The organism is Kribbella sp. CCNWLW201, from assembly GCF_037203805.1.
Lineage (GTDB): Bacteria > Actinomycetota > Actinomycetes > Propionibacteriales > Kribbellaceae > Kribbella.
In genome coordinates this window covers 650,349-673,425 of record NZ_JBBCBQ010000001.1, presented here as the reverse complement: position 1 = coordinate 673,425, position 23,077 = coordinate 650,349, and the positions used below count along the sequence as shown (strand labels likewise).

Sequence of the window (23,077 nt, the reverse complement as noted above, 5' to 3'; positions counted from 1 at the left end):
GAAACTAGGTCCCACCACGCGAAACCTCACCGCCCCGAGGAGCGTCCATGCAGCGCCTGGCCGCGGACGCCAGCGGCCTCCCCCGAGACTTCCAAGGCGACCTAGAAAACGCCACCTACCTGCTGGGCAACCGCCCGGCTGTCCCCGACCTGTACGCCGCACAGCGCCGAATCAGATGCGGTGAGGCTTGAGCAGTTCGTCGTCACCGGTGAGCGCGGCCGCGATCCGGCGGTGCTTGACCGCCTCCTCAGCCCGCGACTGGCGTTCGAGGGTGCGAGCCAGCATCAGATGCGCGTAGTACTCCGTGGGCTGACGCTGGATCACCTCGAGCAGGTGCTCCTCGGCCGGCTTCAGCAGCGCGGCGTGGTAGTACGCCCGGGCGAGTAGCAGCCGCGTGCCGACGTTGTCCGGCGTCTCCTCGACCACAGGCGCCAGCGCACGGATGGCGCCGCGGTAGTCCCGCTCGTCGAAGTACTGCTGCCCGAGCCCGTAACTCAACGCACGCATGTCTTCCATCGCGAGGACCTCCTGTCTGGTGGGGACAGAAAAGGAACGCCCCGGCGCGCGGACCTATTCCGCGAGCCGGGGCGCCGATGGGATCAGGCGGCGTCGAGGGTGGCTACCTGGTCGGGGGTGAGCTCGAGTTCGAGAGCGGCGTACGAGTCGAGGATGGTTTCCGGGCGGCTGGAGCCCGGGATGGGGATGACGTGCGGGGACTTGGCCAGCATCCAGGCCAGGGTGAGGCGCTGCGGGCTGACGGCCAGTTCGGCGGCGAGTTGGTGGAAGGCCGGGTGCTTCGCGCCGAGATCGCCGGCGTTGGAGATGCCGCCGAGCGGGGACCAGGGCAGGAACGCGATGCCGAGCTTGTCGCAGAACTCGAGTTCGGGTTCGCTCGACCGGAAGGCCGGGGAGAACTGGTTCTGCACCGAGACGAGCCGGCCGCCGAGGATCTCGTTCGCCTGCTGGATCTGCTCCGGGTTCGCGTTCGAGATGCCGGCCATCCGGATCTTGCCCGCGTCGAGCAGGTCGCGGATCGCGCCGATCGAGTCCTCGTACGGCGTCTTCGGGTCGGGCCGGTGGAACTGGTACAGCCCGATCGCGTCCACCCCGAGCCGCTTCAGCGATGCGTCCGCCGCCTGCTTCAGGTACTCCGGCGAACCGTCCAGGGTCCACCGGCCGTCACCGGGCCGCAGGTGCCCGCCCTTGGTGGCGACCAGGACGCCAGACGTGTCACCGCCGTACGACGCCAGCGCCTTGGCGATCAGGGTCTCGTTGTGACCGACATCGGTCGCGGTCAGGTGGTAGGCGTCGGCGGTGTCGATCAGGGTGATTCCGGCGTCGAGTGCGGCGTGGATGGTCGCGATCGACCGCGCCTCGTCGGGCCGGCCCTCGATCGACATCGGCATCGCGCCGAGCCCGATCCCACTGACCTCGACCTCACCGATCCGACGCGTCTTCTTCGTCTGAGCTGCCATGCCCTCCAGCCTTGCGCGCCGCGACTCAGACTTCCAACAGGAATCTTCGCAGAAACCAAGTACTCCGGCTGCTGAATCTTTGGCGACTTCCAGTCAACGACTGACATTACGGACGAGACATACGTAAGAATGTGACGCAAGTCAGCTTCCCCTGTCTAAGGAGTCCGCCCGTGCCTCCACCCACCTCACGTCGTACCTTCCTTCAGCTCACCGGCCTGAGTGCCGCGTCAGTCGCCCTGGGTGTCTCCGCGCCGGCGAGTGCGGACGCCACCCCTGGGCGCCCGATCCCGTCGGGTGCGTTCGGGCTCGGTGTCGCCTCAGGTGATCCGCGTCCCGACGGCTTCGTCCTGTGGACCCGGCTGGCGCCGACGCCGTTGGCCGCCGACGGTCACGGCGGGATGCGTGCCGACCACGTGCCCGTGCAGTACGAGGTGGCCGAGGACAGCCAGTTCAAGCGCGTCGTGCGACGTGGGCTCGCGATCGCAACCCCCGAGTTGGCGCACGCCGTACACCCCGAGGTGAGCGGGCTGCGGCCTGAACGCGAGTACTTCTACCGCTTCCGCGTCGGTACCGACGTCAGCCCGGTCGGCCGGACCAAGACACTGCCGGTGCACGGCTCGCGGTTCAGCTTCGCCACCGCGTCCTGCCAGGCCTGGTACCACGGCTACTTCCCGGCGTACCGGGACATCGCCCGCCGGTCGCCCGACGCGGTCTTCTTCCTCGGCGACTACATCTACGAGTACGGGATCGTTGCTGGCGGCAACCTCTGGCGCGAGGGCGTGTCGGTCGGTCCCGAGCACGGCGTGGAGATCGAGACGCTGGAGCAGTACCGGTTGCGGTACAGCCTGTTCAAGACCGATCCGGACCTCCAGGACGCGCACGCGACCGCGCCCTGGCTGTTCGTCTGGGACGACCACGAGGTGCAGAACAACTACGGCGCGGACATCTCGCCGTACGGGATCCCGCCGGAGCTGTTCGTGCACCGCCGAGCCGTCGCCTACCGCGCTTTCTACGAGAACCTGCCGGTCGCGCTGAGCAGCCTGCCGAAGGGCCCCGACAGCCAGGCCTACCGCCGGTACGACGTCGGCTCGCTGGCCCGGGTGAACCTCCTCGACACCCGGCAGTACCGCGACCCGGTGCCGGCCAGCGAGGCCGACCGGCAGTCCGAGGCGCGCACGATCATGGGCACCAAGCAGGAGAAGTGGCTGTACGACGGCCTGCGCCGCTCGCCTGCGACCTGGAACGTTCTGGCGGGTGGCGTCGTGCTCACGGCGATCAGTGACGATCGCACCGACCAGTGGGACGGCTATCCAGCCAACCGGCGCCGGCTGCTGGCCGAGCTCCAAGGGGCGGGCAACGCGGTCATGTTGACCGGGGACATTCACCGGCATGTGGCGTCGGAGCTCAAGGTGGACTTCGCGGAGCCGGCCTCGCCGACGATCGGGGTCGAGTTGGTGTGCTCGTCGATCGGGTCGGATGGGGACGGCGCCGACACGGACCAATACGCGAAGGACTGGCTCCAGCATCCGTACGTGAAGTTCTACAACGCCCGGCGCGGGTACGTGCACACCACGCTGACCCGGTCCGAACTGACCGCCGAGTTCGTCAACTTCCCGTACATCGAGGCCGACGCGAACGCCGAGCCACGCGTCGTGGCGAAGTTCCGCTCGCCGGTCGACTCGCCCCGTCTGGAGGCCCTGTAGATGAATCGTCCTCCTGCCATCACCCACCTGACCGGCAGCGGTCAGCTCGGCACCATCACCCTCGACTGGAAACCGGTGTCGTGGGCAACGGTCGTCGATCACTACGCCGTCTACGTCTTGGACAACGGCTCGTACGTGCTGGCCGGCAAGACCGTCTATCCGCACTTCGTCCATCGCGGCCTGGGCTTCACCGGTGTCACCAGGACCTATCGCGTCGTCACCGTCGATGCCGCCGGCAACCGGTCGAGGCCGTCGGCAACAGTTGCCGCGACCAACTTGACCTCGGTCACCGTGTCGGGGATCTCGGTCGCGCGGGTCGGTGAGTTCGACGGCAAGGGCTCGGAACTGGCCCTGTCCCCGAACGGCTACGCCAGCTACCCGACCCGGTTCCCGGCGGACGTCGACTACACGTTCGGTACGTCGACACCGTCGGCGGACTGGTCGTACCTGCTACCGGGGCCGGCCGACAAGTGGGCCGGGACGAAGAATCACCGGGCGACGTTCCGCTTCGAGTTGGCCGCCGTACCGGAGAAGGATCTTGACCTGGCGCTGTGGCTGATCGACAGTCATGCGAGTCTGGCCGGCACGGCCGTTCTCACGGTCAACGGCACCGAGGTCGGCCGGTTGACGTTCGCCAACGGTGCCACCAAGGGGTCGACGATTGCCGACAGCACCTACCCCGGTTCGCCGCTCAAGCCGTCGTACCTCGAGAAGCCTTTGCCCAAGGCACTCTTCAAACAAGGACAGAACGTGATCGAGCTGTTCAAGGACAACGGCTCCTGGATCGCGTACGACGCGTTCGGCATCTACGCCCACCCCTGAACGCGTTGCGTCCGAAGATCCGAGGGCTATGACCCTCGGATCTTCGGACGCAAGCGAATGGTCAGGAGGCGTGGACGTGGGGGTTGCGGTCCTCGACGACGTACGACGCTCGCGTGGTGATCGGAGCGCCGGGGGTGGTGACGTAGGGGACGACGCGGTAGTCGGAGCGCCATTGCTTCTGGTCCACGGTGACACGGACGTAGCCGCGCTGGGCGTTGAAGAACTTCAGGTGCGGGTTGGCGGCCAGGAACTGCTGCCCCTGGTCCGTCATGTCGGCACCGTCGCCGCCGCTGGTGATCGACGTACCGACGAACTCGGTGCCGACGGTGGCCGAGTCCAGGTTCTCGTAGTCGCGCTTGAGTTCGAGGGCGTAGTTCTGGTGCCGGTCACCGGTGATGACGACCAGGTTGCGGACGCCGCTGTCCTGCGCGGCGCCGAGGACCTGGTTGCGCTCGGCCACATAGCCGTCCCACGGGTCCAGCCAGACGCGCGTCTCCGGGCCGGGGGTCCAGTCGGTCTGGCCCATCGGCGCCTGGTTGCCGAGGATCTGCCAGCGGGCGTTCGACCGCTTGAATCCGTCCAGCAGCCAGGTGCGCTGTTTGCCGCCGAGCATGGTGTTGTCCGGGTTGAACCGGTCGGTGCAGGTCGACGAGTCACCGTCGCCGCACGGCTGGTCCGAGCGGTACTGGCGCGTGTCCAGCATGGTGATGTCGGCCAGCCGCCCGTACGGCAGGCGCCGGTGCAGCCGCACCTCCGGTCCGGACGGCATCTGGTCGTGCCGCAGCGGCATGTTCTCGTACATCGCCTGGAACGCGGCCGCCCGGCGAGCCCGGAACACCACCGGGTCCTGGTCCGGCTCGGTGTCCTTCTGGGACAGGTCGCCGGCCCAGTTGTTCTCCACCTCGTGGTCGTCGATGGTCTGGATCCACGGGAACCGCGCGTGCGCGGCCTGCAGTGGCGCCTCCGACTTGTAGAGCGAGTACTGCAGCCGGTACCGGGCCAGGTCGAACGTCTCGCCGTGGAACCGCGGGTCGGTCACGACGCCGCGCCTGTTCGTCTTCACTCCGGACTCGTACAGGTAGTCGCCGAGGTGGACGACGAGGTCGAGGTCCTCGGCCGCCAGGTGGTCGTAGGCCGTGTAGAACCCGTCCTGCCAGGCGTTGCAGGACGCGAACGCGAACTTCAGCTCACGCGGCTGGGCGAACGGATGTGGCGTCGTCCGGGTCCGGCCGGTCGGCGAGACCTCGTTGCCGGTGCGGAAGCGGTAGTAATACACGTGATCCGGCTGCAGGCCGCGGACCTCGGGGTGGACCGAGTGGCCGAGCTCCGGGGTCGCCACGACGCTGGAGCGCCGTACGACGTGCCGGAAGTTCTCGTCCCGGGCGACCTCGTACTCGACCCGGACCGGCTTGGCGGGCATCCCGCCCTTGCCGTCGACGGCGAACGGGTCGGTGGCGAGCCGGGTCCAGAGCACGACACTGTCGTACTGCGGATCACCCGACGCGACGCCGAGGGTGAACGGATTGCCGCTGCCGGCCGGCGCGGCGTACGTGGTCGAGGCGTCCCAGGCCCCGGTGCCGAGCAGTACGGCGGCAGAGCCCGCACCACTCAGGCCGAGGAAGCGACGGCGTGAAACGGACATGGAATTCCTCCTGTGACGGGCGGGGTTCAGGTGGGAAGCGCGTGTCAGTCTTCAAGTGCCGGGTGTCTGGTAGCTTTCGCGAAGTTGCTCGGTAAGTTAACAGGAATGTTCGGTAGTTAGGCCAGAGTGCAGGATGGTCCAATGCAGATTGACGAACGTGTACGACGGGCGCGACCGGACGACGTACCGGCGATCGTGGAGCTGGTCTACGGTCTGGCGGAGTACGAACGAGCTCCCGACGAGTGCAAGCTGACCGCGGAACAGTTGGAGACCGCGCTCTTCGGCGACTCCCCGAAGGTCTTCTGCCACGTCGCCGAACACGAGGGTGTGGTGGCCGGCTGCGCGATCTGGTTCCTCAGCTTCTCCACCTGGCGTGGGGTCCACGGCATCTACCTCGAAGACCTCTTCGTCCGCCCCGAAACCCGCGGAGCCGGCCTCGGCAAGGCCCTCCTGACCGCCCTTGCCCAGGAATGCGTCCGCAACAACTACGAACGCCTCGAATGGTCCGTCCTCGACTGGAACACCCCCGCCATCGACTTCTACAAGGCCCTGGGCGCCAATCCGCAGGACGAGTGGACCATCTACCGCCTCACCGACGACGCCCTCACCCGCCTGGGTTCGTAAGCCGGTCGGCGTTGGCCTGGATCCAGTCGCGAAGGCTGCGGATCCTGTCTGGTACGCCGAGATCCTGCAGGTGCTGCATGGCGGAGCTGCCGGCGCCGGCCGCCGCGTCGATACCGTCGGCAGCCCGGGTCTGCCACCAGAGAATGGTCGGGACGAGCTGCGAGGTGTCGGTCGGCCCGTAGCCGTCCAGGAGGGCTTCCCACTGAGGTACGACGCGCGCAACGTCCCCGAGTTCGGCGTATTGCCAGCAGATGAAGGCGAGATCGTGGATCCGCTCACCCGGTGCCGCGATATCCCAGTCGATGAAGGCGATCGCGCGGCCGCCGTCCTTGGTGTAGACGGTGTTCTTCGGCGAGAGGTCGTTGTGGCAGACCACCTCGTGCTCACCGGCAAGCGCCGTACCAGCGGTCAGATCGTGGAACTCCCGCACCAGCGCGCCTACCGACCTGAGCACGGCCGCCGAGGTCACAGCCGGCTTCCGCGGCTCCTCCCACGCGACATACCCGTCGATGAAGCTCAGCCGCTCTCGCCCGTCCTCGACTCCGAGGAACCGCGGTGCTCCCTCCCAGTCGTCCAGCATCCGCAACAGCTCGTGCACGAACCCGGCCCGCTCCCCGGGCTTCCGCAGTACGACGTCCCCTCGCCGTACCACCGCATTGACAAACCCACCCGCCAGCTCGACTTCGTCCACGCCGGAAGCCTTCCACAGGCTTCAGTTGCGGCGTTGTTTGGTGGTGTACATGGCCTGGTCGGCCGTGTGGAGGAGGGTGTCCAGGTCGGTGGTCTCGGGGGTGATCGGGGCGGTGCCGATGCTGGTGGTGACCTGGACGGTGATGTTGGGGAGGGGGCGGCTGACGGCGGATTCGAGGCGCGCGATCAGGGTCGCCAGGTCGTCGTCGGCGATGTCCTCGGCGAGGATCGCGAACTCGTCGCCACCGAGGCGGGCAACGGTGTCGCCGTGGCGGACCTCGCTGGCCAGGCGCCCGGCGATCTCGCGAAGTGCGCGGTCGCCGGCCTCGTGACCGTACCCGTCGTTGACCAGCTTGAAGTGGTTCAGGTCGCAGAACAGCAAGGCGCCGCGGCGACCGCTGGCGCGGGTCCGTTCGAGCGCCGCGGCGAAGCGGTGCTGCAGCAGCCGGCGGTTCGGCAGGCCGGTCAGGGGATCGTGCGCGGCGTGGTGGCGGAGTTCGCGTTCGGCGTCCTTGCGGGCGGTCACGTCGTCGATCTGGATCAGCAGAATGCGTTGCTGGCCGGCGCCGACGATGGCCGCCGTACCGCCGAGCCAGATCTCGTTGCCGCTGGGCTGGGAGAAGATCCGCTCGAACCGGTACGTCGTGTTGCTCAAGGCAACCTTCTCGAGTTCGCGCCGGGACTGTTCCGGATCCTCGTCGCGCAGGAAGTCCAGCATCCGGGCGCCGACCAGCTGCTCAGCGGTGTACCCGGTGATCCGGCAGAAGGCGTCGTTGACGCGCAGGATCCGGCCCGCCTCCGGCCCGTCGAAGGCGATCGTCGCCATCCCGTTCCCGGCCCCCTCGAACACCATCCGGAACGTGGTCTCGCTCGCCTCGAGCCGCGCCTTCTCGGCCAGCAGTTGATCCGTCAGCCGGGCCTTGTCGATCGCCAGCCCGGCCTGGGTCGCGAAGATCTCCAGCAGTTCGCGGTGGATCGGCCCCGGCCGGCGCTGGTCCTCCGGCAGGTCGACCGCGAGCATCCCGACCAGCTCACCGTCCGGCGAGTACAGCGGCGCGAACAGCGCGTCCAGCGGATGCCAGGCGGCCGGGTCGTCCGACACCGGTAGGTCGGGCACCCAGCCGACCACCTCGCCCTCCGGCAGCCGCTCGTGCGGCACGAACCGCAGCCGGCCCCAGTGGTCGGCGATCGCGAACTCGGCGTCGAAGATGTCCGCCGAGCTGACCGTCCCGAGCAGTGCCTCCCGCGCCTCCGGCGACCCGGCGACCGCGATCACCTCGAACTTCCCGTCCGGCTGGCGCAGGTTCAGGACGGCGATCCCGAACCCGAGACCGTCCACGACGCCGTCGACGACCGCCTGCAGCGTCTCGGCCAGGCTCCGCCCCGCACCCATCCGCGCGCTCACCTCGTACAAGCGCCGTACCGCCGTCAGCCGAACAGTCGGTTCGTTCTGCACGCGTCGAGCTTAGGCCGATCTCACCCCGGGTGAGCAGTTGTGACTACTGCTGATCCGGTTAAGCGTTGATCAGAACCGCAGATCGGACAGTCCGCGGTAGCTCCGCTCGGCCGACTGCCACGCGTCGGTGGGCTTGTCGTGCTCGACCAGCCACTGCTCGACGCCGCCGTCCGAGGCGTAGGCGAACATGGCCGCGAAGTCGAGCGTGCCGTCGCCGACGTCCTCCCACGACCCGTCCTCGGCCATGTCCTTCACGTGCAGCGCCGGGTACCGCCCGGGGTGGTCGCGGAAGTAGTGCACTGGATCCTTGCCGCCGTTCACCACCCAGTACAGGTCCAATTCGAAACCGAGCAGGTCAGGATCGACGTCCAGCAGGATGTCGAACAGCACCGTCCCGTCGACGGTGTCGAAATCGCGCCCGTGATTGTGGAAGAGCAGCTTCAGCCCGGCGTCGCGGGCCGCCTTACCCGCCTCGGTGAACGCGGCGGCCGCCGTACGGAAGCCCTCCACGGAGTGCTGCTCGGACGGAATCGACGGTACGACGACCCACTTGCCACCCAGCGTCTGTACGTCGGTCAGCGCGCCGGCCCAGTCGTCGGCCATCCGGTCGTACTTCACGTGCTCCAGCACGATCGACAACCCGGCCTCGTCCGCGAACGAGCGGATCTTGTCCGCCGAGTGCCCGAACCGCCCGCTCACCCCCACCGTCCGGTAGCCGATGCCGGCCAGCCGCTTCAGCGTCCCTGGATAGTCCTCGGCCAGTACGTCCCGCATCGTGTACAAGTGCATTCCGATGCCGTCGGCGGGAATAGTCATACAGGCAGCTCCTCCGAGTTAGACGACGTGCTCCTGATACCGCGCCAGCGCCAGGTCGAACACGTCCTGACCCGGCGCGTCCCACAGTTCCTGGTTGAAGATCTCGACCTCGATCGGGCCGTCGTACCCGGCTGCGTCACAGGCCTCGCGGAGGCGGCGCAGCTCGATCGAGCCGTCGCCCATCATGCCGCGCCCGAGCAGCATGTCGGCCGGCAGCGGAACGACCCAGTCGCTCACCTGGTAGGACAGGATCCGCTCGCCGGCCCGCTCGATCTGCCGGTACACCTCGGCGTCCCACCACAGGTGGTACGCGTCCACGATCACGCCCACCTGCGAGGCCGGAAACTGCTCGGCCAGATCGAGTGCCCCCGACAACGACGACACCACACACCGGTCCGAACAGAACATCGGGTGCAACGCCTCGACGGCCAGTTTCACGCCACGTTCGGCGGCGTACGGCGCCAACTCGGCAAGCCCGTCGCGGACCATCTCGCGTGCTCCGTCGAGATCCCGCGAACCCGGCGGCAGCCCACCACTCACCAGCACGAGTACCGAGGTCCCGATCGTCGCCGCCTCGTCGATCGCGCGGCGGTTGTCCTCGATCTTCGCCTTCCGCTCGGCCGCATCGGTCGAGGTGAAGAACCCGCTCCGGCACAACGACGACACCTTGAGACCGGCGTCGGCGACGAGGCGAGCGGCCTTGTCGACGCCGTACTCCTGGATCGGCTCACGCCACAAGCCGATCCAGGACAGCTCGGCCTTGGCGCTGGCCGCGACCACGTCCTCGAGCGGCCAGTACTTCGTCGTCGCCTGGTTCAGGCTGTAGCGGTTCACGCGTCCACTCCACCCACGAGTAGCAGCTGACGGAACCGCGACACGGCCAGCTCAGGATTCGTCAGTACGCCGGCCTGATCGGCAAGCCGGAACGTATCGGCCAGATGCGGCAACGACCGTCCGGTCTGCAACCCACCGACCATCGAGAACCCGGGCTGGTGCCCGTTCAGCCAGGCCAGGAAGGCGATTCCGGTCTTGTAGTAGTACGTCGGTGCCGAGAAGATCTGCCGGGACAGCGGCACGGTCGGCGCGAACACCTCGTCGTACCGGTGCAGGTCGCCGTCGTCCAGGGCCTTCAGCGCGGCCGCGGCCGCCGGTGCGATCGCGGCGAAGATGCCGAGCAGTGCGTCGCTGTAGGCATCGTCATCGCCCTTGATCAGCTCCGGGTAGTTGAAGTCGTCGCCGGTGTAGAGGCGAACGCCCTCGGGCAGCCGGTTGCGCAGGGCAACTTCACGGGAGGCCTCCAGGAGCGAGACCTTGATCCCGTCAACCTTCGTCGTATTGTCGGCAATCAGCTCGACGACAACATCGGCGGCGGTGTCGAGCGAGTCGCTGCCCCAGTAGCCGTCGAGCGCCGGATCGAACATCGATCCCAGCCAGTGCAGGATCACCGGTCGCGACGACTGGTTCAGGAGCCGGTCGTACACCTTCCGGTAGTCGTCCGGCGAACCGGCCGCCGCACACAACGCCCGGCTGGCCATCAGGATCGGCTGTGCACCGACCTCTTCGGCGACCGCGAGCTGCTCCTCGTACGCGCCGATCACGGTCTCCAGCGAGTGGTTGCCAGCGGCAAGCTGATCCGTGCCGACACCGACCGCGATCCGTCCGTCCGGGGCCTCGGCCGCGGAGCGCCGGATCAGCTCCTGCGTCGCGGCCCAGTCCAACCCCATCCCGCGCTGCGCGGTGTCCATCGCCTCGGCCACCGACAGCCCGAGCGACCACAGGTGCCGCCGGAACTCCAGCGTGTGCTCCCAGTCGACGACGGCCGGCTGACCCGGTGAGTTGTCACCCAACGGGTCCGCGACCACGTGTGCCGCGGCGAAGGCCAGGCGACTCTCAGCCGGCGCGTAGGTGCCCTGGGCAACTGGTTCGCCGATGAGGCGGTACTCCGAGAGCCCGCCGTCCAGTGGGAGCTTGAGTGCGAGCGTCACAGCTGGGCCTCGATGTCGAGTGCCGGCACCTCGAGCTTGCGGCCCTCCCGCCACGACTGCAGGCCCAGCTCGGCCAGCTGCACACCCTTGGCGCCCTCGACGAAGTCCCAGGTGAACGGCGCGTCGTCGACCACGTGCCGCAGGAACATCTCCCACTGCACCTTGAATCCGTTGTCGAACACCTCGTTGTCCGGCACCTCGGCCCACTGCTCGCGGAAGTTCTCGGTGGCCGGCAGATCCGGGTTCCAGACCGGCTTCGGCGTCGCCGACCGGTGCTGCGCCCGGCACCTGCGCAGCCCCGCGACCGCGCTGCCCTCGGTCCCGTCGACCTGGAACTCGACCAGCTCGTCGCGGAACACCCGGGTGGTCCAGGAGGAGTTCATCTGGGCGACGATGCCGCCCTCCAGCTCGAACACGCCGTACGCCGCGTCATCGGCGGTGGCGGTGTACTCCTTGCCCTGCTCGTCGTACCGGGTCGGGATGTGGGTCGCGCCCTGGCAGTAGACCGACTTGACCGGGCCGAAGATCTGGTCGAGCACGTACCGCCAGTGGCAGAACATGTCGACGATGATGCCGCCGCCCTCTTCCGACTTGTAGTTCCAGGACGGCCGCTGCGCCTCCTGCCAGTCACCCTCGAAGACCCAGTAGCCGAACTCGCCGCGGACCGAGAGGATCTGGCCGAAGAACCCGCCGTCGACCAGCCGCTTCAGCTTCCGCAGGCCCGGCAGTGACAGCTTGTCCTGGACCACGCCGTTCTTCAGTCCGGAGTCGCGGACCAGCCGGGCCAGCTCGACTGCCGCGTCCAGCCCCTCGGCGATCGGCTTCTCGCAGTAGATCGCCTTACCGGCCTCGACCGCGGCCCGGACACCCTTCTCGCGGAGCTGGGTCAGCTGGGAGTCGAAGTAGATCTCGACGTCCGGCTCGGCCAGCGCCTCGGACAGGTCGGTGGTCCAGCGGGTCAGGTCGTACTGCTCCGCGATCCGGCGCAGCTTGAGCTCGTTGCGGCCGACCAGGATCGGCTCGGGGATGATCATCGTTCCGTCGGCGGCCGGGATTCCGCCCTGCTCGCGGATGGCCACGATGGAGCGCTCGAGGTGCTGGCGCAGGCCCATCCGGCCGGTGACACCGTTCATCACAATGCCGATGCGTCGCTCGTTCACAGTCTTACCTCTCACGATGTGATCTCGTAGGTGTCGAGGCGACCGCACATGCCGTGCCGGCCGAACTCGGTGGGGGCGGGTAGTCGATGGAGTTCAGCGGTCTGCAGGTGCGGTGCGGTGCCGGTTTCCAGCGCGTCCAGCGCGGCACCGGTCTCGTCGGCCAGGCGGCGGGCGCCCCGCTCCCAGCGGCGTCGCCAGTCCCCGAGCTGCGGCTGAACGATCCGGATCGCAGCCGCGTAGAAGTCGTCCAGCGCCGACGGACCGTGGGCTTCGTACGACTCGCGCAGTACGGCGAAACCCTCGAGCGCGACATTGCGACGAGCCATCGCGGACGGGGTCCGGGCCTCGCCCTCGCCGGTGAGAGTGGTCGCCTTCAGATACGTCTCGCGGTCGGTCAGGTGCTCAGGCGGGAGAGTCAGTACGGCGTCGCCGGCCTCGGGGAGACCGGAGTTCGACATCAGCGTCAGGATCTGGAGACCGCCGCCGTTGACGAGGCGGTGGATCGTGCCGGGGTCGAACCAGACCACGGTGCCGGCCTGGAGAGGCGTCTCGGTGAAGCCTTTCGGGTTCAGCGTCTGGACCGCGCCGGTGCCGGCGATCACGTAGTACCCCTCGGAGCAGGCCAGATGGACGTGCGGAGTACCGCCGACCAGGCCGTCCGGGGCCTCGATGTCGTAGACCGTCAGCCGCGAGACGCCGATCCCGCCGGGCAGCGCCACAGCGGAGCCGGGCTCGAACTCGCACATGCACGCCTCCCTCGCGACGCCTTGGAAAGGGCTTTCCGAGGCTTGTGACCGCAACCTTAGGTGGGCCGTCACGACGAGTCAACCTGTTGCGGAAAGCGATGTCCGACCGCATCCGGTCACTTTGTCAGAACCAGCCATTCCCGGAACCGTTGTCACCCCAGTACCCCTCCCGAGGGTTAACCCCCGAGCTGCAGGGTTGCCCACCCAGATCCCGAGCGGGCAACCCCCAACCCGAGCGGGCAACCCCCAACCCGAGCCGGCAACCCCCAACCCGAGCGGGCAACCCCCAACCTGAGCCGGCAACCCCCTGCCGTTCGGTGGCTTGCCCCGTGAGGTGAGGGGTTGCCCATCGAGATTCTGAGCGGGCAAGCCCCAATCCGAGGGGGCAACCCCCGTTTCCGAGGGGCAACCCCCCAACCCGAGGGGTTGGCCTCTGAGGTAGGAGGTTGCCCACTGAGATTCCGAACGGGCAACCCCCGATCTGAGGGGTTGACGGCTGGGGTTGGGGGTTTGCCCGCTGCGGTGGGAGCGCCGGGGCGGTGGGTCAGGCGGGGTGGGTCCGGGTTGCGGTGACGGCCTTGGTCCAGTGGGTGCGGTGGGTGGCTCGGGCGGCCGGGGGGAGGGTGGGCTGGAAGAGGCGGGTGGGGCGGGTGGCGGACCAGTTGGTGGGTTCGCCGAGGGTGGTCCAGGCGAGTTCGGCGGTGCCGAGGGCGGAGATCTCGGCGACGTTGGCGGCCTCGACCGGGTGGCCGAGCAGGTCGGCCTGGGTCTGCATGAGTAGGTCGGACACGGTCGCACCGCCGTCGGCCCGGAGGCGACTCGGCGTCGTACCCATCGACTCGATGATGTCGCAGATCTGGTGCGCGACCGCGTCCACACAGGCTCGGGCCACGTGCGCGGGCGTGGTCGCGCTGCTCATCCCGGTCAGTGCCGCCCGTGCGTTGCGATCCCAGTGCGGCGCGCCGAGCCCCGCGAAAGCCGGCACCAGTACGACGCCATCAGCCGAAGGAACCGTGGCCGCCAACTCCATCAACGCCCCCACATCCGGCAGCCCGAGCAACCCCGCGGTCCAGGCCAGTGCCGCGCCCGACGACACGATGTTGCCCTCGAGCGCATAGAGCGGCGCGTCGGTCAGCCACGCCAGCGTGCAACCGTCCGCGACGAAGGCGTTGACCGGCGTCATCACCGACGATCCGGTCCCGTACGTCGCCTTGATCATCCCGGCCTGCGTGCACCCCTGCCCGTACATCGCCGCATGTGAGTCAGCCAGTACGGCGACGATCGGAATCCCGTCCCGCAGTCCCGGTACGCCGGACGTCGTACCGAAGCCCCCGTTCGACGCCCGCACCTCCGGCAGCACCGACCGCGGTACGCCGAATGCCTCGAGCAACGAGGTGGACCAGTCGAGGTCTAGAACGTCGTACAGCAAGGTCCGTGAGGCGTTGCCGGCATCGGTCAGATGCTCTCGGCAACCAGTCAGGCGATGGATCAACCAGGAGTCCACGGTCCCGACCCGATCGGCCGCCGCATGCTCGAGAAGCCAATGCAGCTTGGGTGCGGAGAACATCGCGTCGACCCGGAGTCCGGTGCGCTCATGCACCAAGGAATCGACCGAAGCCGGCAGCTTCGAGCACCACTCGGTGGTTCGCACGTCCTGCCAGCCGATGAGCGGACCGACGGGCCGGCCGTCACGGTCCCAGCCGACGACGGATTCACGCTGTGTCGACAAAGCGACCCCGACGATCTCGACGGCGTCCATGGCCGCTAGACACGACGAGATTGCCGCCAGCACGCTCTGCCAGATGTCGTCGGCGTCCTGCTCGGCCCAACCGGGTTGCGGGGTGGAAAGGCCGACCGGTGCGGAGCCGGTGGCCAGCATGGTTCCGTCCGCGGCGACGAGCACCGCCTTGGAGTTGGTCGTGCCCTGGTCGATCGCAAGCACGGCAGATCCACCCACGTCGAGCGCCCTTCTGATCGGACAACTTTCAACTGAGGTCTTGACGGGACTCTAGCGCCGTGGTGAAACTCAGGTCGACGGGTTATGCACTACTGAATATCTATTCAAGATGGGACCTCAGGGTGACGAAGCCGAGCAGACGCCGGGTGATCATCAACACGGACGCGAAGAACGAGGCGGACGACCAGTTCGCGATCGTGCACGGGCTGTTGTCGACCACGTTCGACATCCGGGGGCTGATCGCCGCGCACTTCGGTACCCGGCGGTCGGACCGGAGCATGGAGGACTCCCGCGAGGAGATCGACCTGCTGCTCGATCTGATGGACCTGACCGGTCAGGTCCCGGTCGCGAACGGCGCGCCGACCGGCATTCCGGACGAGCAGACCCCGCTGGACTCGCCCGGTGCGCGGATGATCATCGAGGAGTCCAAGCTGGCCTCGGCGGGTGATCCGCTGTTCGTGTCGTTCCTCGGCCCGCTGACCGACATGGCCTCGGCGATCCTGCTCGACCCGGAGATCGTGCGCCGCGAGGTGATCGTGATCTGGATCGGCGGGCGTGGCTACAACGGCTACACGTCGTACCCGGGGATCGAGTTCAACCTGTCCAACGACATCCACGCCGCCAACGTGGTGTTCGGCTCCGGCATGACGGTCTGGCAGGTGCCGAGTGACGTCTACACGAAGGTCTCGGTCAGCTACGCGGAGCTCGACGAGAAGATCGGTGACGCCGGACCGCTCGGCAAATACCTGATCGAGCAGTTGCACGAGTGGAACGCCACGTACCACAGCGAACCGATCGAGTCCCGGTCGCTCGGTGACTCGCCGGCGATCGCCTTGATGTTGTTCCCCCGCAGTGGGGACATGCGGGTCCGGCCGGCGCCGCGCTTCGGCGTCGACGGCTGGTACCTGCCCGGCACCGACAACCCCATCAGTGTCTGCGAACACGTCGATGTCCGGTTCCTGCTGGAGGACATGTTCGCCAAGATCCGCCGCTTCGCCCGCCAAAGGAGTCAGTCATGACCGGCAGTTCGTTCACCCGCCGAGGGTTCCTCGGTCTCACGTCCGCCGCCGCCGTCGGCGTCGGTCTGTCCGCCTGCACCGGCGGTGGCACCTCGTCCACCGGTGGCGGTGCGACCGCCGCGGCCTCGAACAACCTGCGGATCTTCACCTACGAGGGTGACGAGACGATCGGCCTGTTCAAGGCGCAGCTGCAGAAGTTCGACCAGCAGGCCGGTACGACGACCACCGTCGAGACCCTGCCCGGATCCGGTGCGGCGGTCTATCCGGACAAGCTGCGGACCCAGTTGCTCGGCGGCAAGGGCCCGGATGTCTGGCGGATCTGGGGCGGCCAGATCGGCAGTCCGTTCGCGAAGGCGAAGCAGGCGCTCGACCTGACACCGTACTACGACAAGTACAAGTGGTCCGACACGATCAACCCGAACGCGATCGAGGGGATGACCTTCGAGGGCATGAAGGCCGGACTGCCGATGATGTCCCTCGGACTCGGTGCCTGGTACAACAAGTCGCTGTTCGCCAAGGCGGGGATCGCCGGTACACCGAAGACGTACGCCGAGCTGGAGCAGGCGAACGACAAGCTGCTCGCCGTCGGTATCACCCCGTGCGGTCTGGCCGGCAAGTACGGCTGGAACATCATGCGCCTGTTCGAGTACCTGCTCGAGCACACCGCCGGTCCGGAGCTGCACGACAAGCTGCTGGTCGGCGACGAGAGCTGGGACCGGCCCGAGGTCGTCGAGGCTTTCACCCTGTTCAAGAAGTGGCAGGACAAGAAGTGGATCCCGAACGGCGCGCTCGGCATGGATCCCGCCGACGTCGAACCGGGGTATGTGCAGGGCAAGTACGGCTACACCATCATCGGCCCGTGGACGGAGTCGGTCGCCATCCTGTCGGCGAAGAAGAACCCGGCCGGCTTCGGCAACTTCGAGCTGCCGACCGACCAGACGCCGGCCCGCCACTCCGGCTTCGTCGAGGGCTACATGATCAACGCCAAGTCGGGTAATCCGGACAAGGCCGCCGAGCTGCTGAACTTCCTCGCCCAGCCGGACACCCAGAAGGCGCTCCGGGTGACCGCGTCGACGGTGAAGGGCGCCGAGCCGGACCAGAAGTCGTTGCCGCTGTCCTACGAGTGGTCGCAGAAGTACGGGCAGAACCCGTTCTACACGATCCAGGACCAGGCGTTCCCGAAGAAGGAGGCCGACCAGTACTTCAGCGTGCAGAGCGACCTGCTGCAGGGGTCGATGGCGCCGGACGCGGCGGCGAAGAAGATGCAGCAGATCGTCTCCGCCTGGGCGAAGGGCTGAGTCGCGGTCATGGCAACCGTCGCACTGACTCGGCACCGATCCGGGAAGGCCCCGAAGGTCAAGCGAGGCGGCCGGTGGTCCCCTTGGTTGTTCGCCCTGCCCGCGCTGGGGGTGTACGTCGCGTTCCTGGTGTACCCGGCGGTGTCCTCACTGTGGTTCAGCCTGACCGACTGGGACGGGCTCAGTGCGACGTACAACTTCGTCGGGCTGGAAAACTACGCCAAGATGCCGAGTGATCCGGTCGTCGTCACCGCGGTCCGGAACAACCTGATCTGGACCGTCGTCACGATCGCGTTCCCGACGATCATCGGGCTCGGCCTGGCGATCGCGCTGAACGGCAAGGTGCACGGCAAGCCGGTACTGCGGCTGATCTTCTACACCCCGGCCGTCCTGCCGCTCGTGTCGATCGCCTCGATCTGGGGCTGGCTGTACAACCCGGACGCCGGCGCGATCAACTCGTTCCTCCGGCTGATCGGCCTGGACGGGCTGGCCCAGCCGTGGCTCGGGCAGGACTCGACCGCGTTGTGGGCGGTGATGGTGCCGGCCATCTGGCTGCGGACCGGCTTCCCGATGCTGCTCTACTTGGCCGCCCTGCAGGGGATTCCGAACGAGCTGTACGAGGCCGCGACCGTCGACGGTGCGAGCCGATGGCAACAGTTCTGGAACGTGACGATGCCGAGTCTGCGACCGGCCCATTACATCGTGCTGGCGCTCTCGCTGATCGACTCGTTCAAGGTCTTCGACATGATCTACGCGATGACGTACGGCGGTCCCGGTACGGCGACGCAGGTGATGGGAACGTGGATGTACGCCAACGTCTTCCAGTACTACCAGGCCGGTTACGGCACGGCGATCGCCGTGGTGATCACCCTGGTGGCAATCGCAGTCGGCATCCCATACGTCCGCTCCCAGACCAAGGAGGCGTCATGACGATCGCACCGGTCCGGGTGGAAGCGGCCGTACCAGAGCAAGTGAAGCCGGTGAGTCAGCCACCGAAGGGGCGCAAGGGGCTTGTCATCACGCTGGTGCTCGTGGTGGTGGCGCTGTTCTGGATCTCGCCGCTGGCGCTGCTGGTGATCACCGCGGTTCGGCCGCTGTCGGACTTCATCAGCAACGGACCGCTGTCCTGGCCGGACCAGTTCACCTGGACGAACTTCAAGGACGCCTGGGGGATCGGCAACTTCGCCACCACCTATCGCAACAGTGCGCTGATCGCGCTGATGAAGGTGCCGCTCGGCGTACTGATCTCGGCGATGCTCGGGTACGCGCTGGCCAAGCTGCGGATGAAGTTCCGCCGGACGGTGATGTTCACGGTGTTCATCGGGCTGACCATCCCGATCTACATCACCATCGTCCCGGTCTTCATCATGATGCGCTCGGCCGGTGCGACCGACAGCCTGTTCGGGCTGCTCGGGCCGTACCTGGCGTTCGGCATCCCGTTCACCGTGCTCGTGCTGCAGTCGTTCTTCCGGCAGATCCCGGACGAGATCATCGAGGCGGCCAAGGTCGACGGCGCCGGCGACTGGCGGATCTTCTTCACCATCATGCTGCCGCTGTCGCTGCCGGCCCTGGTGACGGTGGCGATCCTGGACGCGGTGGCGACCTGGAACGAGTTCCTGTTCGCGCTGATCCTGCTGAACTCCGACGCGAACAAGACGATCCCGGTCGGACTGCTGAACTTCCAGGGCCAGTTCGCCAACAACAACACCGGTCTCGCGGCGGGCATCCTGATCGCCGTCGTACCGATCCTGATCGCGTACACCATCCTGCAGCGCTGGATCGTCGCCGGCCTGACGGCCGGCGCGACCAAGGGCTGAGAACCGCCCCACACGAAGGAGAAACCACCAATGACTGACATGCCGGTCTTCGGCGCGGGTATCTGGCACTTCGCCACCTACAAGGACCGCTACGCCACCGACGGGTACGGCGATCCGGTCACGCTGCTCGAGCAGATCGACCGGGCCGGCGCCGTCGGCGACCTGTCCGTGGTCGACCTGAACTGGCCGTTCGCCGGGTACGACGGAACGCTCGACGAGGTGAAGGCCGCCCTCGAGCGGAACAACCTGAAGGCGATCGCGATCACCCCGGAGATCTACACCCGCGACTTCGTCAAGGGCTCCTTCACCAACCCGGACCCGGGGGTGCGCAAGCAGGCGATGGAGCTGTTGCACCAGGCAACGGAGCTGGCGAAGGACCTGGGCTGCTCCTACGTGAAGCTCTGGCCCGGTCAGGACGGGTGGGACTACCCGTTCCAGGTGAACTACCACGACATCTGGAACCTGGCGCTGGACGGCCTCAAGGAGCTGGTGTCGGCGCACCCGGACATCAACTTCGTGATCGAGTACAAGCCGCGCGAGCCGCGGGTCAAGATCATCTTCCCGAACGTCGCCCGGACGCTGCTCGGGATCGAGAAGATCGGCCTGCCCAACCTCGGCATCCTGCTCGACTTCGGCCACTCGCTGTACGGCCAGGAGACGCCGGCCGACGCCGCACAGCTGGCGATCGACTACGGCCGGTTGTTCGCGATCGACGTGAACGACAACCTGCGCGGCTGGGACGACGACATGGTGGTCGGCTCGGTGCACCTGGTCGAGACGTTCGAGTTCTTCCACACGTTGCGGAAGAACAACTGGGAGGGCGTCTGGCAGCTCGACCAGTTCCCGTTCCGGGAGGACAGTGTCGAGGCCGCGAAGCAGGCGATCCGTTTCCTGAAGGCGGTGCACCACGCCCTCGACGTACTGGATGACGAGGCGCTCGCCGCCGCGCAGGCGTCGCACGACGCGCTGGCCGCGCAGAAGCTGGTCCAGAAGGTCCTGCTGAGTTCGATGGCGGAGATCGCATGACTCTGACCGTCGAACATACGACGATGCCGGTGCTGGGCAGGCTGCCGATTCACAGCAGCCGGGCCGAGCAGGTCGCGCATATCGCCGAGGCGGCCCGGCAGATCCGGATCCAGGACCTCAAGCTGGTCCACCACGCCGGGGCCGGTCACATCGGCGGTGACTTCTCCGCGATCGACATCATGGCCACCCTGTACGGCGCGGTGCTCGACATCACCCCGGACACGGTGACCGATCCGGAGCGGGACCGGTTCATCGTGAGCAAGGGGCATGTCGCCGGCGCGCTCTACACGACCCTGGCGGCCTTCGGGTTCCTGCCGGTCGAGGAGCTCGCGACCTTCCTCAAGCCGTTGTCCGCGTTGAACGGGCACCCCAACCGGAACAAGGTCGCCGGTGTCGAGGCCAACACCGGTCCGCTCGGGCACGGCCTGCCGGTCGCCGTCGGTCATGCCTTGTCGGCCAAGCTCGACGTGTCGCTGCGACGTACCTATGTGCTGGTCGGGGACGGCGAGCTGCAGGAGGGCAGCAACTGGGAGGCGATGATGGCGGCCTCGCAGTACCAGCTGGACCGGCTGACCGTCATCGTCGACCGGAACCGGCTGCAGCAGGGCGCCACCACGAAGGAGACCAACGACCTGGATCCGCTGCCGGAGAAGGCGACGGCGTTCGGGTTCGCGGTGGTCGAGGTGAACGGGCACGACCACGGCGAGCTGCTGGACGTGCTGTCCGCCGTACCGTTCCGGCCCGGGAAGCCGACCTTCGTGATCGCCCACACCCACAAGGGCCACCCGATCTCGTTCATGAGCAACAACGTCGCCTGGCACCACCGGGTGCCGGACGCGGCCGAGTTCCAGCAGGCATTGACCGAGCTGGAAGCTGTTGTTCCCCGATATGCCAAGGAGCAGGCATGACAGTACTGATGCCACGCCTCCGGCGCGGCGGGTCATGGGGCTTTGACTCCCGGCCTTCCCTCGTCACTCCAGTCGCTTCGCTCCCTCCGCTCCTCAGTCCAGGCCGGGAGGCCCCATGACCATCGTCGACACCTCGATCGCCGATCAGCCGCGGTACGACTGCCGGGACGCGTACGTCGAGACACTCGCCGAGCTCGCGCATGCCGATCACCGGATCGTCGGGGTGGTGAACGACTCGGTCGGTTCGAGCAAGCTGAACAGCTTCCGCAAGGCGTTCCCGGACCGGTTGATCAACGTCGGCATCGCCGAGCAGGACATGGTCGGGGTGGCGTCCGGGCTGGCCAACGGCGGCCGGATCCCGTTCGTCTCGGCCGCGTCCTGCTTCCTGACCGCCCGCGCGCTGGAGCAGATCAAGGCGGACGTCGCCTACTCGAACACGAACGTGAAGCTGTGCGGGATGAGCCCCGGGGTCGCGTACGGCGAACTAGGCCCCACGCACCACTCGATCGAGGACATCGCCTGGCTGCGCGCGATCGCGAACATGACCGTGATCGTGCCGGCCGATCCGATCGAGACGGCGGCCGCGCTGCGGTGGGCAGCGGCCTCCGACGGGCCGGTGTTCATCCGGGTCAGCCGGATGAGCGTGCCGAAGGTGTACGCGGACGACTACGAGTTCCAACTGGGCAAGGCGATCACGGTCCGGGCCGGTGACGACGTGACGCTGATCAGCAACGGGACCGTGCTGTGGCGGGCGATGGCGGCGGCCGAACAGCTCGCCACCGAAGGGATCTCGGCCCGCGTGCTGTCGATGCCGACGGTGAAACCGCTGGACGTCGATGCCGTGGTCACGGCCGCGCGGGAGACGGCCGGCATCGTCACCGCGGAGGAGGCGGTGACTGGCGGCGGCCTCGGTGGTGCGGTGGCGGAGACCGTCGTACGGCATCATCCGGCGCGGGTGTCGATCCTCGGGTTCCCCGAGTTCGCGCCGACGGGGTCGGCCGGCTATCTGCTGGATCGGTACGGGCTGTCGCCGGAGGGAATCGCGGACTCCGCGCGGCAACTGCTCAAGACAGGTAAGTGACCAGGTCGGCGATCGAGATCATCGCGAGATCGTGCGTGTCGGCGAACGTCCGCAGGTCGGGCCCGGTCATCAGGGTGCCGTCGTCGTTCATCAGTTCGCCGATCACGCCGACCGGCGGCAGGCCCGCCAGCCGGACGAGTTCGACGGTGGCCTCGGTGTGACCGGGTCGCTGACGGACACCGCCCTCCACCGCCCGCAGCGGGAGGATGTGACCGGGCCGGATCAGGTCCGCGGGTTGTGCCGACGGTTCGGCCAGCACGCGGACGGTCCGGGCCCGGTCGGCGGCCGAGATGCCGGTGCCGATGCCAGAGCTCGCGTCGACCGAGATCGTGTACGCGGTCCGCAGGCTGTCCTGGTTGTCCGGCACCATCAGCGGCAGCTCGAGCCGGTCGAGGATCTCCGGCGCGGCCGGTGCGCAGACGTAGCCGCTGGTGTACCGGACCAGCAGGGCCATCAGTTCGGGGGTCGCCAGGCTCGCGGCGAAGGTCAGGTCACCCTCGTTCTCGCGGTCCTCGTCGTCGACGACCACGACGGGCCGTCCCAGCGCGATCTCGTCGACCGCTCGCTGGATGGTGTCCAAGCGGGTCTTGGTTGCGGAGCTCACGGTCGTTGTCCTCTCGGCCTGGTGCTCCGGGGCAACGACAAGCTCCGCGGGCACCTCCGACCGAACTGTCGGCAGCGCACCGCGAAGACTGCCACGTGCGTCTTCCCATCCGGACTTTCACCGTCGGTCCCGGAATTCCACCAGGTCAACCGGACCTCCTCGCGGAGGTACGGGTCGCGGACTGTCACCGCCGGCTCGGAATTTCACCGACCCCAGAGCACGTGTGGTCTTGCTTTCGTGCAGAAGTT

23 protein-coding genes and 1 riboswitch are annotated in these 23,077 nt (G+C 67.7%); of the genes, 11 read left to right on the top strand and 12 right to left on the bottom strand.

What is annotated here, in order from left to right; translation table 11 throughout:
• Positions 1 to 47 precede the first annotated feature (47 nt).
• On the top strand, positions 48 to 191 hold the full coding sequence (locus tag V9K99_RS03045) for a hypothetical protein (RefSeq protein ID WP_337322874.1): 144 nt from the start codon (positions 48 to 50) through the stop codon (positions 189 to 191).
• On the opposite strand, the gene V9K99_RS03040 is transcribed toward V9K99_RS03045, so the two are convergent.
• Positions 172 to 516: a tetratricopeptide repeat protein gene (locus V9K99_RS03040; RefSeq protein ID WP_337007647.1), complete on the bottom strand. Its 345-nt coding sequence runs from the start codon at positions 514 to 516 to the stop codon at positions 172 to 174. The genes V9K99_RS03045 and V9K99_RS03040 overlap by 20 nt on opposite strands.
• A gap of 83 nt (positions 517 to 599) precedes the next feature.
• Entirely contained in the window at positions 600 to 1,475 is an 876-nt protein-coding gene (locus V9K99_RS03035) for an aldo/keto reductase (protein WP_337007646.1), read from the bottom strand.
• Positions 1,476 to 1,645: 170 nt separating this feature from the next.
• On the opposite strand from V9K99_RS03035, the gene V9K99_RS03030 reads away from it, so the two are divergent.
• Positions 1,646 to 3,178, top strand: a complete 1,533-nt coding sequence (locus tag V9K99_RS03030) for an alkaline phosphatase D family protein (RefSeq protein WP_337007645.1) — start codon at positions 1,646 to 1,648, stop codon at positions 3,176 to 3,178.
• Entirely contained in the window at positions 3,179 to 4,000 is an 822-nt protein-coding gene (locus tag V9K99_RS03025) for a polysaccharide lyase family protein (protein ID WP_337007644.1), read from the top strand.
• A 61-nt stretch (positions 4,001 to 4,061) separates the two neighbouring features.
• Here V9K99_RS03025 and V9K99_RS03020 read toward each other — a convergent pair whose 3' ends face one another.
• Positions 4,062 to 5,642, bottom strand: a complete 1,581-nt coding sequence (locus V9K99_RS03020) for an alkaline phosphatase D family protein (RefSeq protein ID WP_337007643.1) — start codon at positions 5,640 to 5,642, stop codon at positions 4,062 to 4,064.
• 141 nt (positions 5,643 to 5,783) lie between these two features.
• Here V9K99_RS03020 and V9K99_RS03015 point away from each other — a divergent pair, with 141 nt between their 5' ends.
• Positions 5,784 to 6,266, top strand: coding sequence for a GNAT family N-acetyltransferase (locus V9K99_RS03015; RefSeq protein ID WP_337007642.1), 483 nt, complete (start codon positions 5,784 to 5,786; stop codon positions 6,264 to 6,266).
• Here V9K99_RS03015 and V9K99_RS03010 read toward each other — a convergent pair.
• The 8 genes from V9K99_RS03010 to V9K99_RS02975 all read right to left on the bottom strand — a co-directional run bounded on the left by V9K99_RS03010 (position 6,247) and on the right by V9K99_RS02975 (position 15,061).
• Entirely contained in the window at positions 6,247 to 6,957 is a 711-nt protein-coding gene (locus tag V9K99_RS03010; RefSeq protein WP_337007641.1) for a phosphotransferase, read from the bottom strand. The two genes, V9K99_RS03015 and V9K99_RS03010, sit on opposite strands and share 20 nt — an antisense overlap.
• A 21-nt stretch (positions 6,958 to 6,978) precedes the next feature.
• Positions 6,979 to 8,412: a diguanylate cyclase domain-containing protein gene (locus V9K99_RS03005; RefSeq protein WP_337007640.1), complete on the bottom strand. Its 1,434-nt coding sequence runs from the start codon at positions 8,410 to 8,412 to the stop codon at positions 6,979 to 6,981.
• Between the two features lie 69 nt (positions 8,413 to 8,481).
• On the bottom strand, positions 8,482 to 9,228 hold the full coding sequence (locus V9K99_RS03000; RefSeq protein ID WP_337007639.1) for a sugar phosphate isomerase/epimerase family protein: 747 nt from the start codon (positions 9,226 to 9,228) through the stop codon (positions 8,482 to 8,484).
• 18 nt (positions 9,229 to 9,246) lie between these two features.
• On the bottom strand, positions 9,247 to 10,062 hold the full coding sequence (locus tag V9K99_RS02995; protein WP_337007638.1) for a sugar phosphate isomerase/epimerase family protein: 816 nt from the start codon (positions 10,060 to 10,062) through the stop codon (positions 9,247 to 9,249).
• Complete coding sequence (locus V9K99_RS02990) at positions 10,059 to 11,213, bottom strand: dihydrodipicolinate synthase family protein (protein ID WP_337007637.1); 1,155 nt, start codon at positions 11,211 to 11,213, stop codon at positions 10,059 to 10,061. Before V9K99_RS02990 ends, V9K99_RS02995 begins: the two co-directional genes overlap by 4 nt.
• Positions 11,210 to 12,373, bottom strand: a complete 1,164-nt coding sequence (locus V9K99_RS02985) for a Gfo/Idh/MocA family protein (protein ID WP_337007636.1) — start codon at positions 12,371 to 12,373, stop codon at positions 11,210 to 11,212. Before V9K99_RS02985 ends, V9K99_RS02990 begins: the two co-directional genes overlap by 4 nt.
• Before the next feature lie 11 nt (positions 12,374 to 12,384).
• On the bottom strand, positions 12,385 to 13,119 hold the full coding sequence (locus V9K99_RS02980) for a cupin domain-containing protein (RefSeq protein WP_337007635.1): 735 nt from the start codon (positions 13,117 to 13,119) through the stop codon (positions 12,385 to 12,387).
• A 544-nt stretch (positions 13,120 to 13,663) separates the two neighbouring features.
• Positions 13,664 to 15,061, bottom strand: a complete 1,398-nt coding sequence (locus V9K99_RS02975; protein ID WP_337007634.1) for an FGGY family carbohydrate kinase — start codon at positions 15,059 to 15,061, stop codon at positions 13,664 to 13,666.
• Positions 15,062 to 15,222: 161 nt separating this feature from the next.
• Between V9K99_RS02975 and V9K99_RS02970 the strand changes: the two genes are divergently transcribed.
• The 7 genes from V9K99_RS02970 to V9K99_RS02940 all read left to right on the top strand — a co-directional run bounded on the left by V9K99_RS02970 (position 15,223) and on the right by V9K99_RS02940 (position 22,225).
• On the top strand, positions 15,223 to 16,095 hold the full coding sequence (locus tag V9K99_RS02970; RefSeq protein ID WP_337007633.1) for a nucleoside hydrolase: 873 nt from the start codon (positions 15,223 to 15,225) through the stop codon (positions 16,093 to 16,095).
• Entirely contained in the window at positions 16,092 to 17,393 is a 1,302-nt protein-coding gene (locus tag V9K99_RS02965) for an ABC transporter substrate-binding protein (RefSeq protein ID WP_337007632.1), read from the top strand. The genes V9K99_RS02970 and V9K99_RS02965 overlap by 4 nt, the downstream gene beginning before the upstream one ends.
• A gap of 9 nt (positions 17,394 to 17,402) precedes the next feature.
• Positions 17,403 to 18,323, top strand: coding sequence for a carbohydrate ABC transporter permease (locus V9K99_RS02960; protein WP_337007631.1), 921 nt, complete (start codon positions 17,403 to 17,405; stop codon positions 18,321 to 18,323).
• Positions 18,320 to 19,210, top strand: coding sequence for a carbohydrate ABC transporter permease (locus tag V9K99_RS02955; protein WP_337007630.1), 891 nt, complete (start codon positions 18,320 to 18,322; stop codon positions 19,208 to 19,210). The genes V9K99_RS02960 and V9K99_RS02955 overlap by 4 nt, the downstream gene beginning before the upstream one ends.
• A gap of 30 nt (positions 19,211 to 19,240) precedes the next feature.
• Positions 19,241 to 20,236 (top strand): sugar phosphate isomerase/epimerase family protein, encoded by a 996-nt coding sequence (locus tag V9K99_RS02950; RefSeq protein ID WP_337007629.1) that lies wholly within the window; start codon positions 19,241 to 19,243, stop codon positions 20,234 to 20,236.
• The gene (locus V9K99_RS02945) at positions 20,233 to 21,144 is read left to right on the top strand and encodes a transketolase (protein ID WP_337007628.1); all 912 of its coding nucleotides are present in this window, start codon (positions 20,233 to 20,235) and stop codon (positions 21,142 to 21,144) included. The genes V9K99_RS02950 and V9K99_RS02945 overlap by 4 nt, the downstream gene beginning before the upstream one ends.
• A gap of 115 nt (positions 21,145 to 21,259) precedes the next feature.
• On the top strand, positions 21,260 to 22,225 hold the full coding sequence (locus tag V9K99_RS02940) for a transketolase family protein (RefSeq protein WP_337007627.1): 966 nt from the start codon (positions 21,260 to 21,262) through the stop codon (positions 22,223 to 22,225).
• On the opposite strand, the gene ribB is transcribed toward V9K99_RS02940, so the two are convergent.
• Positions 22,209 to 22,829, bottom strand: a complete 621-nt coding sequence (ribB, locus tag V9K99_RS02935; protein WP_337007626.1) for a 3,4-dihydroxy-2-butanone-4-phosphate synthase — start codon at positions 22,827 to 22,829, stop codon at positions 22,209 to 22,211. The genes V9K99_RS02940 and ribB overlap by 17 nt on opposite strands.
• Positions 22,830 to 22,920: 91 nt before the next feature.
• A riboswitch (FMN riboswitch) is annotated at positions 22,921 to 23,054 on the bottom strand.
• Between the last annotated feature and the right edge of the window lie 23 nt (positions 23,055 to 23,077).

Bases quoted from the DNA above. Each gene is read 5' to 3' on its own strand.
- V9K99_RS03045 (WP_337322874.1), top strand. From the start codon at position 48: ATGCAGCGCCTGGCCGCGGACGCCAGCGGCCTCCCCCGAGACTTCCAA.
- V9K99_RS03040 (WP_337007647.1), bottom strand. From the start codon at position 516: ATGGAAGACATGCGTGCGTTGAGTTACGGGCTCGGGCAGCAGTACTTC.
- V9K99_RS03035 (WP_337007646.1), bottom strand. From the start codon at position 1,475: ATGGCAGCTCAGACGAAGAAGACGCGTCGGATCGGTGAGGTCGAGGTC.
- V9K99_RS03025 (WP_337007644.1), top strand. From the start codon at position 3,179: ATGAATCGTCCTCCTGCCATCACCCACCTGACCGGCAGCGGTCAGCTC.
- V9K99_RS03020 (WP_337007643.1), bottom strand. From the start codon at position 5,642: ATGTCCGTTTCACGCCGTCGCTTCCTCGGCCTGAGTGGTGCGGGCTCT.
- V9K99_RS03015 (WP_337007642.1), top strand. From the start codon at position 5,784: ATGCAGATTGACGAACGTGTACGACGGGCGCGACCGGACGACGTACCG.
- V9K99_RS03000 (WP_337007639.1), bottom strand. From the start codon at position 9,228: ATGACTATTCCCGCCGACGGCATCGGAATGCACTTGTACACGATGCGG.
- V9K99_RS02980 (WP_337007635.1), bottom strand. From the start codon at position 13,119: ATGTGCGAGTTCGAGCCCGGCTCCGCTGTGGCGCTGCCCGGCGGGATC.
- V9K99_RS02965 (WP_337007632.1), top strand. From the start codon at position 16,092: ATGACCGGCAGTTCGTTCACCCGCCGAGGGTTCCTCGGTCTCACGTCC.
- V9K99_RS02960 (WP_337007631.1), top strand. From the start codon at position 17,403: ATGGCAACCGTCGCACTGACTCGGCACCGATCCGGGAAGGCCCCGAAG.
- V9K99_RS02955 (WP_337007630.1), top strand. From the start codon at position 18,320: ATGACGATCGCACCGGTCCGGGTGGAAGCGGCCGTACCAGAGCAAGTG.
- V9K99_RS02950 (WP_337007629.1), top strand. From the start codon at position 19,241: ATGACTGACATGCCGGTCTTCGGCGCGGGTATCTGGCACTTCGCCACC.
- V9K99_RS02945 (WP_337007628.1), top strand. From the start codon at position 20,233: ATGACTCTGACCGTCGAACATACGACGATGCCGGTGCTGGGCAGGCTG.
- V9K99_RS02940 (WP_337007627.1), top strand. From the start codon at position 21,260: ATGACCATCGTCGACACCTCGATCGCCGATCAGCCGCGGTACGACTGC.